Origin of the sequence: Micromonospora krabiensis, assembly GCF_900091425.1 — a bacterium.
In the GTDB taxonomy this organism is placed as follows: Bacteria; Actinomycetota; Actinomycetes; order Mycobacteriales; family Micromonosporaceae; genus Micromonospora; species Micromonospora krabiensis.
In genome coordinates this window covers 4929610-4945497 of the sequence record NZ_LT598496.1, presented here as the reverse complement: position 1 = coordinate 4945497, position 15888 = coordinate 4929610, and the positions used below count along the sequence as shown (strand labels likewise).

The following is a 15888-nucleotide window of genomic DNA, read 5'->3' as shown; positions in this document are numbered from 1 at the left end:
AAGAAGGCTACCGTTGGCTGGTGCCCGAACTACCGGAGGTTGAAGCGCTCGCGGGTTACCTGCGGCAGCGCGCGGTGGGGCGGCGCGTCGACCGGCTGGAGGTCGCCGCGATCAGCGCCCTGAAGACGTACGACCCGCCGCCGACCGCGGCGACCGGGCGGACGGTGGTCGACGCCCGCCGGCACGGCAAGTTCCTCGACGTGGTCTTCGACGGCGACCTGCACCTGGTGGTCCACCTGGCCCGGGCGGGCTGGCTGCACTACCGGGAGGCGTTCCCCTCCACCACTCCGCTGCGCCCCGGGAAGGGCCCGATCGCCCTGCGGGTACGTCTCGACGACGGCTCCGGCTTCGACCTGACCGAGGCCGGCACCCAGAAGAAGCTGGCCGCCTACCTGGTGACGGACCCGGGGACCGTTCCGGGGGTCGCCAAGCTGGGCCCGGACGCGCTCGCCGCCGACCTGCCGACGTTCGCCGAGCGGATCCGCAGCCGGCGGGGGCAGGTCAAGGGGGTGCTGACCGACCAGGCGGTGCTCGCCGGGGTGGGCAACGCGTACTCCGACGAGATCCTGCACGCGGCGAAGCTCTCCCCGTTCGCGCTCACCGACCGGCTGACGGAGGTCCAGTTGGCCGCCCTGCACGCGGCGACCCGCCAGGTGCTCGGCGACGCCGTGGAGCGCTCGCTCGGCCAGCGGGCGGCGGAGCTGAAGGGTGAGAAGCGCTCCGGGCTGAAGGTGCACGCTCGCACGGGCCTGCCCTGCCCGGTCTGCGGGGACACCGTCCGGGAGGTCTCCTTCGCCGATTCGAGCCTCCAGTACTGCGCCACCTGTCAGACCGGCGGAAAGCCGCTCGCTGACCGACGGTTGTCCCGGCTCGTACGGTGAGTGAAGCCACCCGACGACTACCGAGCGGATTCGCCCGGAGAACGTCGAAGGTCCCGCTCGGCAGTTATTCCGACCCCGCCATCCATCGGTATAGTGGCTCGGTCCCCGGCTTCTGAGATGACCTGGAGCCGGCCAGATCCCCCGCCGGCACCATCGGCGCAAACTCCTCCGGGTCGGCGCCCGGCCGGAGCCCGCGTGGGAGACTGGGACGGTGGGCGACTCGAGCCCTCACGGCGAGTGAGCGGCACGTGTCATGCGGGAGGACATGGGTGAGGTGACGACAAGCCTCCAGCGCCCGGTAACCAACGAAGGCCGGAGCAAACTCGTGCGGCACGTCGACAGCTTCGAGATCCAGCCGCCGGCACCGCCGTCCCACAACGGCGTACCCCGGTCGGCCTGGGCCCGGGCCCGCCGTCGCGTCTCCCGCTGGCACCGTCCCTACACCGCGATCCTCGTGTTCCTCGACGTCGCGGCGGCGGCCTTCGCCAGCTTCACCGCGATCCACACCTTCGACCAGGCCCGCGCGGGCTTCTACAACGCCCAGCAGGACCCCTCGTGGTTCTTCACGGTGGCGTTCGTGCTGCTGCCGCTGGGCTGGCTGGTCATCCTCTGGGGCAACCGGGCGTACGACCGCCGCTACCTCGGGCTGGGCCCGGACGAGTTCAAGCGGGTGATCCGGGCCGGTGTGGCGGTGGCCGCGACCGTCTCCTTCCTCGCCTTCGCCACGAAGACCGACCTGTCCCGTTACACGGTCGGCACGGCGCTGCTCGGCGCCCTGCTCCTGATCCTGCTCGGCCGCATCCTCGCTCGCTTCGTCCTGCACGTGGTGCGGCGCAACATCGGCCAGGGCGGCCACCGGATGGTGTTGGTGGGCACCCTGCCGGAGTGCCTGGAGGTGCACCGGGCGGTCACCCGCAACCCGGCCGCCGGCCTGGTCCCGGTGGCGATTCACGTCACCGACGGCTACGCCGCCGCCCGGGGCATGGAGACCCCGGTGCCGGTCTACGCCGGCCGCGACGTGCTCGCCCTGGTCCGCGAGGTCGGTGGCGACACCATCGCGGTCTGCGGCTCGGCCAGCGCCGAGCCCGGTGAGCTGCGCCGCCTGGCCTGGCAGCTCGAGGGCTCCGGCGTCGACCTGGTGGTCGCGCCGCAGCTCACCGACATCGCCGGCCCCCGGGTGCACATCCGGCCGATCGAGGGCCTCCCGCTGCTGCACGTCGAGGAGCCGACCCTGTCGGGTCCGGCGCTGCTGGCCAAGAACCTGATGGACCGGGTGGCCGCGGGCCTCGGGCTGCTCCTGCTGATCCCGGTCTTCGTCGCCATCGCGGTCGCCATCAAGATCAACGACCGTGGTCCGGTCTTCTTCCGGCAGCCGCGCGTGGGCCACGAGGGGCGCACGTTCCGGGTGTGGAAGTTCCGGACGATGTACGTCGACGCCGAGGAGCGGCTGGCCAGCCTGGTCGACCAGAACGAGACCGACGGCATGCTCTTCAAGATGAAGCAGGACCCCCGGGTCTTCCCGGTGGGCCGCTTCCTGCGCGCCTCCTCGCTGGACGAGCTGCCGCAGCTGATCAACGTGCTCTGGGGCGAGATGTCACTGGTGGGGCCGCGCCCGCTGCCCGCCGACGACGGCGACTTCCTCGGCGACGTCCGCCGGCGGTTGCTGGTCCGGCCCGGCATGACCGGTCTCTGGCAGGTCTCCGGTCGCTCCGACCTCTCCTGGGACGAGGCGGTCCGGCTCGACCTCTACTACGTCGACAACTGGTCGCTCGCGTACGACCTCAGCATCCTGTGGCGCACGGTGGGCGTGGTCGTCGCCCGCAAGGGCGCGTACTGACGGGGCTGGCGTAGCCGCCGCCCAACCGCCAGGATCTGGGCGTGGGTGGCAACCTCTCGGCCGTCTTCGCCGTCCTGTCGCTCGTCAGCGCGCTGGCGGCGGCCCTGTACGCGGTGGTCCGGCTGCGCGCCCGGCGGGGCATCGCCACCGCCACCCAGCGGGCCACCTACGAGGTGCTGCACACCGCGGGGCTCGCCGCCGACCCGCTGCGGGCGGGCCTCACGCCGGCGGGCGCGGCGAAGGCCGTACGCCATCTGCGGGCCCTGGTGGGCGCGGTGGGCCTGGCGCTCACCGACCGGGCCGAGTTGCTCGCGCTGGACGGGCGCGGGACGCACCACGGCGAGCAACTGCTCGCGGCGGCCCGCCGCGCGGCGGCGACCGAACGTTCGACCGTGCTCGGTGACGCGGAGCTGCAGTGCGACCGGGTCGACTGCCCGGTCCGGGGCGCGGTGGTCGCCCCGCTCACCGGCGCGGACGGGCGCGTGGTCGGCGCGCTGGTCGCCGTCGCCGACGGGCCACCGGCCCCCGGGCTGGTGCAGGCGACCCTGGAGACCGCGCACTGGGCGGGCAACCAGCTCGCCCTGGCCGAGCTGGACTCGTCCCGCGAGCGGCTGGCCCGCGCCGAGATCCGGGCGCTGCGCGCCCAGATCAGCCCGCACTTCATCTACAACGCGCTGACCGCGATCGGCTCGTTCGTCCGCACCGACCCGGAGCGGGCCCGCGAGCTGATCCTGGAGTTCGCCGAGTTCACCCGCTACTCGTTCCGGGCGCACGGCGAGTTCACCACGCTGGCCGAGGAGCTGCGCTCGATCGACCGCTACCTCACCATCGAACGGGCCCGCTTCGGCGATCGGCTCCAGGTGCGCCTCCAGATCGCCCCCGAGGTGCTGCCGGTGACCCTGCCGTTCCTCTGCCTGCAACCGCTCGTGGAGAACGCCGTCCGGCACGGGTTGTCCCGCAAGCCCGGCACGGGCATGGTGAGCATCGAGGCCCGTGACGCGGGCGCCGAGTGCCACATCACGGTGGAGGACGACGGGGTGGGGATGGATCCGGCCACGCTGACCGCCGGCATCGCCGAGTTGGCCCGCAGCACGGGCGATCCGGGGGACGACTCCGGGCAGCACGTCGGGCTCTCCAACGTCGACGAGCGGCTCCGGTCGGTCTTCGGGGACCGGTTCGGTCTGGTCGTCGAGACGGGCCTCGGCTCGGGCACGAAGGTGAGCATGCGGGTGCCGAAGTTCCACCCGGGCGTACGGGCGGGCTCGTGAGCGCGAGGAGCGAGCCGGGGTTGCGAGCCCCGCAGTCGCGAACAAAGGTGACGCCGTGAGCGCGAGGAGTGAGCCGGGGTTGCGAGCCCCGCAGTCGCGAACAAAGGTGACGCCGTGAGCGCGAGGAGTGAGCCGGGGTTGCGAGCCCCGCAGTCGCGAACAAAGGTGACGCCGTGAGCGCGAGGAGCGAGCCGGGGGCGTCGGGTTTCCTGCGGGTGCTGGCGGTCGACGACGAGCCGCCCGCGCTCGACGAGTTGGCCTACCACCTGCGGGCCGATCCTCGGGTGGCGCGGCTGCACACGGCCGGTGACGCGACCGAGGCGCTTCGGTTGCTCCGCGACGGCGACGTGGACGTCGTCTTCCTCGACATCCGGATGCCGGGGCTGGACGGGATGGAGTTGGCGCGGGTGCTGCGCCGGTTCGCGCGTCCGCCGGCGATCGTGTTCGTGACCGCGTACGACGACGGCGCGGTCGACGCGTTCGACCTGGGGGCCACCGACTACGTCCGCAAGCCGGTACGCGCGGAGCGCTTGGCGGAGTCGCTGCGCCGGGTGATCGGCTCCCGGGTGGTGCCGTCGCACCCGGCGGCGCTGGCCCGTGCCGAGGAGGACCCGACCATTCCGATCGAGCTGGCCGGCACCACCCGGATGCTGCCCCGTTCGGCCGTGCGATGGGTGGAGGCGCAGGGCGACTACGCCCGGCTGCACACGGCGGACGGCTCGCACCTGGTCCGGGTGTCGCTGGCGACGTTGGCCGAACGCTGGGCGGACGCCGGGTTCGTCCGCGTCCACCGGTCGTACCTGGTGCAGTTGAAGCTCATCGCGGAGCTGCGGCTGGTCAACTCCGGCTACGTGGTGGTGATCGACGGCACCGAGCTGCCGGTGAGCCGGCGGCACACCCGGGAGCTGAAGGACAAGCTGGTCCGCGCGGCGAAGCAGGACTGGAGCCGCTGACGGCACCCGCCTCTCGGGCAGCGTCCCCGAATACGACCGGGTCGCGTCGTCGTGGTCGACGGCGGCGTTCCATCGTACGCTGTACGGTAGAGCGTACGACGAAGGGGAGGCCACCATGTACGACGCCGACAGCGAGTTCGACCGCCAGGTGGACCGACTGGTGGAGCTGGGCTACCCGGGGCTCGCCGGCAGGACCGACGACGACTTCCGCGCGCTGGTCGCCCCGTTGCGGGCGGCTGCCCGGCAGGGCACGGCCGGCCTGCCGGCGCCCACCGAGGGTCGGGTGCCGTTCCTGCTGGTCACCACGCGCGAGCTGATCCCGGTGGCGGAGCGGCTGGGGCTCACCACGCTCGACGGCAAGCGGAAGCCCGGCGTCCTCGACCGCAACTACGCCGAGGGCGACCTGGCCCGCTTCGACCCGATCAAGGAGCTGGAGGTGCCGGAGAGCCCGGCTTACCTGCTCTTCGACGTCGACCGGGGTGCGGATCTGGTGAACCTGGCCCCCGCCGCCGCGATGGAGGTCATCACCGGCAAGGACCGGTTGCCGCTCACCATCGACGAGGGGATCGCGTTCGTCACGCTGCACCCGTCCGCGCTGGCGAAGAACAAGTGCTTCTCGCTGGTCGGGTCGCGCTGCGGCGACAAGCGGGTGCCGGCGATCTGGATCAGCCAGGGCGCGCCGAAGCTCGGCTGGTGCTGGTACGGCAACCCGCACACCTGGCTGGGCTCTGCCTCCGCCCGTCCGGAGCGCGTCGGCCTGTCCTGATGTCACCCCGCGCGGGCACGCTTCTCCACAGTTCGTTCACAATGTGAGCCACCGATCTCCACGCCGCCTCCCTACAGTCAGGCCCCATGAGGGAGCGCCGGGTGCTGGTGGTGGAGGACGAGCGGACGATCGCGGAGTCGGTGGCCGCGCGGCTGCGCGCCGAGGGCTTCGCGGTCGACATCGCCGGAGACGGCCCGGGCGCCGTCGAGCGTTTCCGGACCGGGCAGCCCGACCTGGTCGTCCTCGACGTCATGCTGCCGGGGTTCGACGGCCTGGAGGTGTGCCGGCGGATCCAGGCCGACCGGCCGGTCCCGGTGTTGATGCTCACCGCGCGGGACGACGAGACGGACCTGCTGGTGGGCCTCGCGGTCGGGGCGGACGACTACCTCACCAAGCCGTTCTCCATGCGGGAGCTCGCCGCCCGGGTGCACGTCCTGCTGCGCCGCGTGGACCGGGCGACCGCCGCGCCGGCGCCCACCCTGCGACTGGGTGACATCGAGATCAACCAGGCCGAGCGCCGGGTCCGCAAGGCCGGCGCGGAGGTCCACCTCACACCGACCGAGTTCGACCTGCTGGTGCACCTGGCCGGGCGACCCCGGACCGTGCTTCCCCGGGAGGTGCTGCTCGCCGACGTCTGGGGCTGGGCCGACGGCTCCGGCACCCGCACCGTCGACAGCCACGTTAAGGCGTTGCGCCGCAAGCTCGGTGCCGACCTGATCCGCACCGTGCACGGCATCGGCTACGCGCTGGAGGTGCCGGCGTGAGCCGCGCCCTGGTCGCCCGGATGGACCGGGTGCTCGAACTGCTTCCCCGACCGCTCGACCCGGTCCGGTCGATCAAGCTGAAGCTGGGGATCCTCGTGGTCAGCTCCGGCGCCGCCGGGCTCTCCTACTTCTGGTACGCGATCGGTTGGCTGCCGACCCGGACGGCGGCGACGGCCATCTTCGTCGCGCTGCTCACCTCGCAGGTGCTGGCGCACGGGATGACCTCGCCGCTGCGGGAGATGACCGCCGCCGCCGGGGCGATGGCCCGCGGCGACTACACCCGACGCGTACGCCCCACCGCCCGCGACGAGGTGGGGGACCTGGCCCGGGCGTTCAACAAGATGGCCGAGGACCTGCACGCCTCCGACCAGCGCCGACGCGAACTCATCGCGAACGTCTCGCACGAGCTGCGGACACCCATCAGCGCCCTCCAAGGGGTGCTGGAGAACCTGGTGGACGGTGTGGCGGCGCCCGAACCGGCCACGCTGCGGACCGCCCTCGCGCAGACCGAGCGGCTCGGCCACCTCGTCGCGGACCTGCTCGACCTGTCCCGACTCGACGCCGGGGTGGCGTCGCTGCGACGCGTACGGATCGACGTCGCCGAGTTCCTCGACGAGGCGGTCGAGCACGCCACCGCGAGCGCCGCCGGGGCCGGCCTCGACGTCCGGTTCCGGCTGCGGGAGTTGCCCGCGCCCCTGACCGTGTACGCCGACCCGTGGCGGCTGCACCAGGTCTTCGCCAACCTGCTGGACAACGCGGCCCGGCACAGCCCGGCCGGCGGCACGGTCCGGATGACGGCCGAGGATCGAGCCGGCGAGCTGTACGTCGAGGTGACCGACGAGGGCGAGGGCATCGCCCTGGCCGAGCGCTCCCGGGTGTTCGAACGGTTCACCCGGGGCGACCGGGCGGCCGGCGGCGGCACCGGCCTCGGCCTCGCGATCGCCCGCTGGGTCGTCGAGCTGCACGGCGGACGGATCCAGGTGCTCGACCCCGCCACCCCCAGCCCCGGCGCGGGACCCGGCTGCCGCATCCAGGTCGCCATCCCCGGCACCGCACCGATCGGAGAGAGGACGGCATGACCGACCCGCACAAGCCCTCGGCCGAAGCCGGCTCGACACCGGGGCAGTCCGCACCCGCTCAGCACGTGCCACCGCAGCCCGCTCCCGGCTCCGCGCCGGGCCCGCATGTCCCCTCGGAGCCGGGCGCCGGACCGGCGCCGCACGTGCCACCGCAGCCCGCTCCCGGCTCCGGACCGGGCCAGCACGTGTCACCGCAGCAAGGGGCCGGTCCGGGCACGCCCAAAGCGTGGTCCGGGGACGCGCTGGGTCGTCCACCGGCCGGGCCGCTCACGGGACCCGTCGCGGGCGGACCGGGCTGGGCGGGTCAGTGGGGGACCCCGCCGGTCGCGGCCGGCCCGTACCCGCCACGGCCGCCCGCGCCCCCGTCGGCGCTGCGACGCCGCTGGCCCGGGCCGGCCGGCGCCGCCGACCCGATGGTCCTCGCCGCGGTCGCCGCCGCCGCGGCCGTCGCCGCCTCCGTCGTGCCGTTCGACCGTCCGGGGGCCGGCTGGTTGCTGGCCTCGCTCGTCGGTGCCGGTGCACTGGTCACGGCCGCCGTGGTGCGCCGCCGCACCGCCGACTCTCCCGGCCGGGCGGGCGGGTCACGCCCGGCGGCCGCAACCGCGACCGCGACCGCGACCGACCGGCCTACCGGACCGACCGGACCGACCGGACCGGGCAGCACGGGATCACCGATCGACACGGCCGCCCAGGTGAAGCCGACGGAGCCGGGCTCGCCGGCGGCGAGCCAGCCGTCGGCAGCGACCGGGCCGGGCAACCAGCCAGCGACGAGTGTCGGCCCGGCAGGGGCGGCGGCCAGACCGGCGGTGGGGGCCGGGCCGGCCGAGGGGGTGCCGGGCGGAGTCGGTGCGCCTACCGCGGCGACCACGAGCCCGGCCGGGGCGGGTGCGCCTACCGCGGCGACCACGAGCCCGGCCGGGGCGGGTGCGCCTACGGCGGCCTCGGCTCCGGCCTCGGCCGGGGCTGGCCACGGAGGGTCGGACCACGTCCGTCCCGGTGCCACGGGGGCACCGGGGCGGGCGGTCCGGCTCGCCTGGGCGGTCGCCACGCTCGCGCTGGTCGGGGTCGGTTCGGTGCGGGCCGCCGGGTGGCTGTTCGTCCTCTGCCTGCTCGCCTCCGTGGCCACCGCGGGTCTTGCGCTGTCCGGTGGTCGTACGCCGTTGGGGATGCTGGTGTCCACGGTGCTGCCGCCGGTGGCGACGGCCCCGACGGTCCGCCGGCTGGAGTGGGCGTTGCCGCTGGCCGCGCTCGACGCGCTCTTCGCCGCGTTCGTGCTCGTGCAGCTCACCGTGCTGTTCGGCGGCTCGGACCACGTGCTGCGCACCGCCGGCCTGAGCTACGCCCAGTACGCGCGCGGCGGCTTCTGGCAACTGCTCGCCGTCTCCGCGCTCACCCTGTTGGTGATCGGCGGGGCGCTGCGCTGGGCGCCGCGCGGCGACCGGACCGACCGGGTGCTGATCCGGGTCCTGCTCGGCCTGTTGACCGCCCTCAGCCTGGTCGTCGTGGCATCGGCGCTGTATCGGATGCAGGTCTACACGGAGGCGTACGGGGCGACCCGGCTGCGGCTCTTCGTGGCCACCGTCGAGCTCTGGCTCGGGTTGCTCTTCGTGCTGGTCGGAGTGGGCGTCCTCCGGCTGCGTGGCGGGTGGCTGCCGCAACTGGTGGTGGGTACGGCGATCGCCGCGCTGCTCGGCCTCGCGGTGATCAACCCGGACCGGTTCATCGCCGAACACAACGTGGACCGGTACCGGGAGACCGGCCGGTTGGACGTCGTCTACCTCGCCGGCCTCTCGGCGGACGCCGTACCGGCCCTGGACCGGCTACCCGAACCGCTGCGGTCCTGTGCGCTGCGCAGACTCGCCGCCGCGCAGCCGGAGACCGACCTGGGGACGGCGAACCTGGGCCGAGCCCGGGCCCGGGCGTTGTTCGCCGCGCGCCCGGTGTCGGACCGCGCGAGCTGCCTGGATGCCTACCGCTGGTGACCTGCCGGACTGGTTTTCCACAGGGGTGAGCTCTTGTCCACAAGTTGTCCACAGGCCTGTCGACACCCTTGACTTTCGGGCTGATCGGGCGAGACTGCCCAGGTGACCGCTGCCGACGATCGCGTACCGGCGCCGCGGGCCCCGGAGCCTTCTCCGCGCGCCCGGATCGTGCTGGCCGAGGTGACCCGGCGGGACGACCGGCTGTTGCGGACCCGCACCGAGCTGACCCAGCAGACCCGGGTCGGTGAGGCTCTGGTGCGGGGCCTGGTGCGAGCCCAACTGGCCCTGGCGCTGCGGCTCTCGCTGGTGGTGGCGATCGGGCTGGGCGGCCTGCCGTGGCTCTTCGCCATCGCGCCGTCGGTCGGGCAGGTCACGGTCTTCGGGGTCAACCTGCCCTGGCTGCTGCTCGGGGTGGTGAGCTTCCCGTTCCTCATCGCGGTCGGCTGGTCGTACGTGCGGCTGGCCGAACGCAACGAGCAGGACTTCACCGACCTGGTCCAGCGGCCGGAGCGCTGAGGGTGGACAACGGCCTGGTCGTCCCGGCGATCGTCGCGGTCACCCTGGTCACCGTCGGGATCGGGTTCTACGGGCTGCGGCTGGCCCGGACCACGTCCGACTTCCTCGTCGCGTCCCGGGCGATCAGCCCGACCTGGAACGCCGCCGCGATCGGTGGTGAGTACCTGTCGGCGGCGTCGTTCCTGGGGGTCGCCGGGCTGATCCTCAAGTACGGCGTCGACGTGCTCTGGTACCCGGTCGGCTTCGCCGCCGGCTACCTGGCCCTGCTGCTGTTCGTGGCCGCCCCGCTGCGCCGGTCGGGCGCGTTCACCCTGCCCGACTTCTGCGAGCTGCGGCTGGGCTCCCGCCGCCTGCGCATCCTCGCCACCGCGTTCGTCATCTTCATCGGCTGGCTCTATCTGGTACCACAGCTCCAGGGCGCCGGGCTGACCCTGTCCACGATGGCCGGTTCCGCCTACCCGGTCGGTGCGGTGCTGGTGGCCGTGGTCGTCACGGCCAACGTGGCGCTGGGCGGGATGCGGGCGATCACCTTCGTCCAGGCGTTCCAGTACTGGCTGAAGCTCACCGCGCTCGCCTTACCCGCGATCTTCCTGGCCCTCCAGTGGCAGGCCGACGCGCGCCCGCCGGTGACCCCGCCGGACGGGCCGGCGTTCCGGACCGCCACCACCGTCGTGGTCGAGCACTCGGCGACCCTCACCCTGCCCGACGGCACGACCCGGGAGGTACGCCCCGGCGACGAGCTCGCCTTCGCCGCCGGTGACCCGGTGCCGCAGGTGTCCGGGGTGGCCATCGGCGCCGACGACTGGCTGCTGCCCAGCGCCGCCGGTGACGACGACCGGGGGCTCTTCGCCACGTACTCGCTGATCCTCGCGACGTTCCTGGGCACCATGGGGTTGCCGCACGTCCTGGTGCGCTTCTACACCAACCCGGACGGGGCGGCCGCCCGGCGTACGACACTGGTCGTGCTGGCGCTGGTGGGCGCCTTCTACCTGCTGCCCACCATCTACGGCGTGCTCGGCCGGATCTACACGCCGCAACTGCTGGTCACCGGCCAGACCGACGCGGTGGTGGTGCTGCTCCCCGAGGCCGCCCTCGGCGACGGCGTCACCGGCCGACTGCTCGCCGCCCTGGTCGCGGCCGGCGCGTTCGCGGCGTTCCTGTCCACCTCGTCCGGTCTGCTCACCAGCGTGGCCGGCGTGATCTCGACCGACGTGCTCGGCCGCGGGTCGGTCCACGGCTTCCGGCTCGCCACGGTGATCGCCGGGGCGGTGCCCGCAGTGCTCGCCCTGAACGTGTCCGGGTTGGACGTCTCGCAGGTGGTGGGGCTCGCGTTCGCGGTGGCGGCGTCGAGCTTCTGCCCGCTGCTGGTGCTCGGGATCTGGTGGCGGGGGCTGACCGATCTCGGGGCCGCCGCCGGCATCCTGGTCGGTGGCGGCGCGGCGATCGGCGCGGTGCTGGTCACCGTCCTCGGGCCGCCGCTGGAGGGCTGGCCGGCCACGCTGATCGCGCAGCCCGCGGCGTGGACCGTCCCGCTCGCCTTCACCGTGATGGTGGTGGTGTCGATGGCCTCCCGCCGCCGCCTTCCACCCGACGTGGGAGCCACCATGCTCCGCCTACACACCCCCGAAGCCCTCCGCCTGTAACCCCGCGTTGCCGTCCGCGCCCTGCCGCCCGCGATCTTGCAGTTTGTGCCCCGCGAAAACGGGTGAATGCCCCGGAACGAGGACCGAAACTGCAAGATCGCGGACGCGGAGGTGGGGCGGGGACGCGGGGTGGGTCAGCAGCTGGGGGTGCCGGCGCAGAGCCGGTTGGCCACCTTTCGGGCGTAGGGCTTCGCCTCGTCGGGCGACGGCTGCTCGGCCAGCCAGACCTGCGCCACCAGGTCACCCTGTCGGACGAAGAGCCAGTGGCTCTGATGGCCGCTGATGGACGAGGCCACCATCAGCGACTCGTCACCGGCGAGCCCGGTCGCCACGATCGACAGCGAGTCGCCCGCCCGCTCCGGACGGCAGCCGGTGACCAGGTCACGCACCCGGTCCATCGCGGTGGCGGCGTTACCTCCCGAGTGGCGGGTCACCCGCTCGATCATCGAACTGGTGGGCGAGTCGAACGTGGCGCCCCGCCGGGCCACCTCGCCGGGCGTGATGGACGGTGACCGGCCCGCGCAGTAGATGGTCACCGACTCTAGGGTCCAGTCGCCGTCGAGGTCGCTTCCGCTGTTCCGGAAGCCGGCGGGCAGGTCCGCGAGTTGCAGCATCGCGGCGGCCGGGATGCTCCGGTCGGTCGACCCGCCGGTCGGTCGACCGCTGGTCTTCGGCGGGCTCGACGGGGTGCCCTCGGTGGAGGGCGAGCCGGTGGGGGTCGGGGAACCGGTCGCGCTCGGTGCGGTCGACGGGGTCGGACTCGGGGTCGGCGTCGGCGAGCCGGTCGCCGGTGGGATCGGCGGGGCCGGGTCCGGACCACCGGCGAACGCGACGGCGCCGGCGGCGACCACGGCCACGGCGACGACGCCGGCGAGACCGGCCACGATCCGGGTACGCCGGGTGCGCTGCCGGCCCCGGCGGCGCACCTGCTCGGTGGGGGCCCAGGTGAGGTCCCGCGTGTCGCGGAGCATGTCGGTGAACAGCTGGTCAGGCATGGGTGACCTCCTCGGGGAGGGTCGTGTCGAGCAGGGTGGCCAAGGCTTTACGACCCCGGGCGAGTCGGGCCTTGACGGTGCCGGTCGGCGTGTTGGTCTGCACGGCGATCTCGGCGACGGAGAGGTCTGCCAGGTGGTGCAGCACGATCGCCTGCCGCTGCTCCTCGGGCAGCCTCCGGAGTGCCGTCACCAGGGCGACCGTGTTCTCCGAGGGTGGTCCGACGCTCACGTCCACGCCCTGCCGGCGGTACGCCGCCAACCCGCTGCGCATCTTCCGCCAGCGATTGACCAGCAGGCGGTAGCCCACCGTCCGGACCCAGGCCTCCGGGTCGCCGCACCCGCTGATCTTCGTCCAGCGCTGCCAGGCCCGCACGTACGCCTCCTGAGCGGCGTCCTGGGCCTCGGCCAGGTCACCGCCGAGCGCGTAGAGCACGGTCACGACCCGATGTCTTGTCGCCCGGTAGAACTCCTCGAATCCGTCGTCCCTGTCCAATGTCCCTCCCCGTCGCGATCCTGCCCCTTTCACCCGCCGTGGCGGGGTCCGGTTGCACGCGGCCCGGACGCGGCGGCAGTCGGGAGGTGGACAGTGGACGGCAGGGGGTAAGCCTCGGGGATGACGGCGCGTCATCCTCCGGCCGGAGCGGCATCTGGCCCCTGCCCGATACGGTCGGACGCATGACTGGTGAGCACCCGGCGCTCGCGCTGCGCGGCCTGGCCAAACGGTTCGACGGCAAGGTAGCGGTGGCCGGCGTGGACCTGGACGTACCGGCCGGATCGTTCTACGGCCTGCTCGGCCCGAACGGCGCCGGCAAGACCACCACGCTCTCCATGGCGGTCGGGCTGCTCCGGCCGGACCACGGCCAGGCCTGGGTGCTCGGGCACGACGTCTGGGCCGACCCGGTCCGCGCCAAGCAACTGCTCGGGGTGATGCCCGACGGCGTACGCCTCTTCGACCGGCTGAGCGGGGCGGAGCTGCTCGCGTACAACGGCCTGTTGCGCGGCATGGACCCGGCGGTGGTCGACCAGCGCGCCGCCGAACTGCTCGACGTGCTGGCGCTCGGCGACGCCGGACGCACCCTGGTGGTCGACTACTCGGCCGGGATGAAGAAGAAGATCGGCCTGGCCTGCGCGCTGCTGCACGGGCCGCGCCTGCTGGTGCTCGACGAGCCGTTCGAGGCCGTCGACCCGGTCTCGGCGGCGCTGATCCGCGACATCCTCCAGCGGTACGTGAGCGGCGGCGGCACGGTCGTCTTCTCCAGTCACGTGATGGAGGTCGTCGAGCGGCTCTGCTCGCACGTGGCGATCCTCGTCGAGGGCACCATCAAACGGGTCGGCACAATCGGCGAGGTACGCGGCGAGCGCTCCCTGGAGGACGTCTTCGTCGAGGTGGTCGGCGGGCGCGTGGCGACCGGCGAGGAGTTGGCGTGGCTGTCCAACTGAGCGCGGCGACCGGCCCGGTCCGGCCGGTCCGCGCCCGGCACTTCGTCCGGCTCAAGCTGCGGGTGATGGGCAACAACTTCCGCGGTCAGGGGTGGCGCGTCGCCCTCTTCGTGGTCGGGGCGTTCGTCGGGCTCTGGTTCGCCGCCAGCGGGTTCTTCGTGTTCGCCGCCCCCGGCCTCGCCGACGGCGGCCGGTACGCGTTCCTCGTCGCCGCCCTCGCCGGCAGCCTGCTGGTCCTCGGCTGGCTGCTGCTCCCCCTGGTCTTCTTCGGCGTCGACGAGACGCTCGACCCGGCCCGGTTCGCACTGCTGCCGCTGCCCCGCCGCACCCTGGTCACCGGCCTGCTCGCCGCCGCCCTGGTCAGCGTGCCGGTGATCGCCGTGCTGATCGCGCTCGCCGGGCTGGTGGTCAGCGCGTCGGCGCTCGGCGGCTGGTCGGCCGGCCTGGTCGCCGCCGTCGGCGTGCTCGCCGGCGTCGTGCTCTGCGTTGCCGCCAGCCGCGCCGTGACCAGTGCCTTCGCCACGATGCTCCGGTCCCGGCGGGTCCGGGACCTGGCCGCCGTGCTGCTCGCGGTCGCCGCCGCGCTGCTCGGGCCATTGCAGATCTTCGGGCTCGCCGCGATCCAGGACACCGACTGGGAGCGGCTGGACGGGTTGGCCGAGGTGGTCGGGTGGACACCGTTCGGCGCGCCGTGGACCGTCGGGATCGACGTGGCGCAGGGGCGGGCGTGGACCGTTCCGGTCAAGCTGCTGATCACCGCCGGCACGCTCGGCGCGCTGCTGCTGTGGTGGTCACGCTCGCTGGAGTCGGCGATGGTCGGCGCGGCCGCGGCCGGCCCGGCCCCGGCCAGACGTGGTGTCGCCGGCGGCGCGGTCGCCCAGCTCTTTCCGCGGGCGGCCGGCTGGGCCCGACGGGACAGGTTCGGTGCGCTGGTCGCCCGGGAGTGCCGTTACTGGTGGCGCGACGCCCGACGGCGGGCCAACCTGATCACCGTCGCGGTGGTGGGCATCTTCGTGCCCCTCGTGGTCAACGTGGGCGGCTCCGGGTTCACCGTCGGCGGCGGTGAGGGCCTGGCGGTCGGCGGAGGCGAGCTGTCACCGGTGCTGGTCAGCCTGTCGATGTTGTTCGTCGGGGTGCTGGCCGCGTTGACCCTGGCCAACCAGTTCGGCTTCGACGGCAGCGCGTACGCCGCGCACGTCGTGGCCGGGGTGCCCGGGCGGTTGGAGCTACGAGCCCGGTTCACGGCCTTCTCGACGTACGTGCTGCCGATGCTGGCGGTCGTCGCCGTGGTGATCCCGCTGGTGCTGGGTGAGCCGGGCTGGATCGGCCTGACCGCCGGCGGTCTGCTCGCCGCGTACGGGGCGGGGCTGGCGGTGACCGGGGTCGTCTCGGTGCTCGGCGCGTACGCGCTGCCCGAGACGAGCAACCCGTTCGCCCTGAACACGGGTGCCGGAGTGGCGAAGAGCTTCCTCAGCCTGCTGGCGATGGTCGGCTCGGCCGCGGCCGGCGTGCCGATGGTGCTGGCCGCGCTGCTACTCGGGGACGTGTGGCTCTGGCTGGCCCTGCCGGTCGGTGCCGCGTACGGGCTCGGTGCGGCGTTGCTGGGCAGCTACGTGGCCGGGGACGTGCTGGACCGGCGGCAGCCGGAACTGCTGGCGACGGTGACGCCACGCCGCTGAGAGGAGTGCTCCCGTCGAGCGGGGCGGGGCGCGGACGACCGGGCCACGGCACCCCGAACCGGGGGTGTCCCGGCGAACGGCGGCG

The 15888-nt window shown here is 73.6% G+C and carries 15 protein-coding genes; 12 read left to right on the top strand and 3 right to left on the bottom strand.

Features of this window, described 5'->3' with window-relative positions; translation table 11 throughout:
* The first annotated feature begins 20 nt into the window (after nt 1-20).
* The 7 genes from GA0070620_RS22630 to GA0070620_RS22600 all read left to right on the top strand — a co-directional run bounded on the left by GA0070620_RS22630 (nt 21) and on the right by GA0070620_RS22600 (nt 7548).
* On the top strand, nt 21-881 hold the full coding sequence (locus GA0070620_RS22630) for an Fpg/Nei family DNA glycosylase (RefSeq protein ID WP_091593987.1): 861 nt from the start codon (nt 21-23) through the stop codon (nt 879-881).
* Between the two features lie 265 nt (nt 882-1146).
* Nucleotides 1147-2718 carry a sugar transferase gene (locus GA0070620_RS22625; RefSeq protein ID WP_091593985.1) on the top strand — a complete coding sequence of 524 codons (1572 nt, stop codon included), beginning with the start codon at nt 1147-1149 and terminating at the stop codon, nt 2716-2718.
* Nucleotides 2719-2759: 41 nt separating this feature from the next.
* Nucleotides 2760-3986 (top strand): sensor histidine kinase, encoded by a 1227-nt coding sequence (locus GA0070620_RS22620; RefSeq protein ID WP_091593983.1) that lies wholly within the window; start codon nt 2760-2762, stop codon nt 3984-3986.
* Nucleotides 3987-4159: 173 nt separating this feature from the next.
* On the top strand, nt 4160-4939 hold the full coding sequence (locus GA0070620_RS22615) for a LytR/AlgR family response regulator transcription factor (protein WP_091593981.1): 780 nt from the start codon (nt 4160-4162) through the stop codon (nt 4937-4939).
* Nucleotides 4940-5054: 115 nt separating this feature from the next.
* Nucleotides 5055-5705 (top strand): DUF5701 family protein, encoded by a 651-nt coding sequence (locus tag GA0070620_RS22610; protein ID WP_091593979.1) that lies wholly within the window; start codon nt 5055-5057, stop codon nt 5703-5705.
* 86 nt (nt 5706-5791) lie between these two features.
* Nucleotides 5792-6469 (top strand): response regulator transcription factor, encoded by a 678-nt coding sequence (locus GA0070620_RS22605; protein ID WP_091593977.1) that lies wholly within the window; start codon nt 5792-5794, stop codon nt 6467-6469.
* Nucleotides 6466-7548: a sensor histidine kinase gene (locus GA0070620_RS22600; protein ID WP_452299649.1), complete on the top strand. Its 1083-nt coding sequence runs from the start codon at nt 6466-6468 to the stop codon at nt 7546-7548. The genes GA0070620_RS22605 and GA0070620_RS22600 overlap by 4 nt, the downstream gene beginning before the upstream one ends.
* 304 nt (nt 7549-7852) lie before the next feature.
* Here the strand turns inward: GA0070620_RS22600 and GA0070620_RS33745 are convergent, their stop codons facing one another.
* Nucleotides 7853-8455, bottom strand: a complete 603-nt coding sequence (locus GA0070620_RS33745; RefSeq protein WP_231921911.1) for a hypothetical protein — start codon at nt 8453-8455, stop codon at nt 7853-7855.
* A 166-nt stretch (nt 8456-8621) separates the two neighbouring features.
* Here GA0070620_RS33745 and GA0070620_RS33740 point away from each other — a divergent pair, with 166 nt between their 5' ends.
* The 3 genes from GA0070620_RS33740 (at nt 8622) to GA0070620_RS22585 (ending at nt 11689) form a co-directional block, all read left to right on the top strand.
* The gene (locus GA0070620_RS33740; RefSeq protein WP_231921909.1) at nt 8622-9530 is read left to right on the top strand and encodes a DUF4153 domain-containing protein; all 909 of its coding nucleotides are present in this window, start codon (nt 8622-8624) and stop codon (nt 9528-9530) included.
* Between the two features lie 102 nt (nt 9531-9632).
* Entirely contained in the window at nt 9633-10046 is a 414-nt protein-coding gene (locus GA0070620_RS22590) for a DUF485 domain-containing protein (RefSeq protein WP_091593973.1), read from the top strand.
* 2 nt (nt 10047-10048) lie between these two features.
* A complete protein-coding gene (locus GA0070620_RS22585) occupies nt 10049-11689 on the top strand; it encodes a sodium/solute symporter (protein WP_091593971.1) in 1641 nt (546 codons plus the stop codon).
* Nucleotides 11690-11823: 134 nt separating this feature from the next.
* Here GA0070620_RS22585 and GA0070620_RS22580 read toward each other — a convergent pair whose 3' ends face one another.
* Together GA0070620_RS22580 and GA0070620_RS22575 are read right to left on the bottom strand one after the other, a co-directional pair.
* The gene (locus GA0070620_RS22580) at nt 11824-12684 is read right to left on the bottom strand and encodes a hypothetical protein (protein WP_091593969.1); all 861 of its coding nucleotides are present in this window, start codon (nt 12682-12684) and stop codon (nt 11824-11826) included.
* Nucleotides 12677-13177 (bottom strand): SigE family RNA polymerase sigma factor, encoded by a 501-nt coding sequence (locus GA0070620_RS22575; protein ID WP_091593968.1) that lies wholly within the window; start codon nt 13175-13177, stop codon nt 12677-12679. Before GA0070620_RS22575 ends, GA0070620_RS22580 begins: the two co-directional genes overlap by 8 nt.
* Before the next feature lie 182 nt (nt 13178-13359).
* Between GA0070620_RS22575 and GA0070620_RS22570 the strand changes: the two genes are divergently transcribed.
* Complete coding sequence (locus GA0070620_RS22570; RefSeq protein ID WP_091593966.1) at nt 13360-14124, top strand: ABC transporter ATP-binding protein; 765 nt, start codon at nt 13360-13362, stop codon at nt 14122-14124.
* On the top strand, nt 14109-15803 hold the full coding sequence (locus GA0070620_RS22565; RefSeq protein ID WP_091593963.1) for an ABC transporter permease: 1695 nt from the start codon (nt 14109-14111) through the stop codon (nt 15801-15803). The genes GA0070620_RS22570 and GA0070620_RS22565 overlap by 16 nt, the downstream gene beginning before the upstream one ends.
* Nucleotides 15804-15888: the final 85 nt, after the last annotated feature.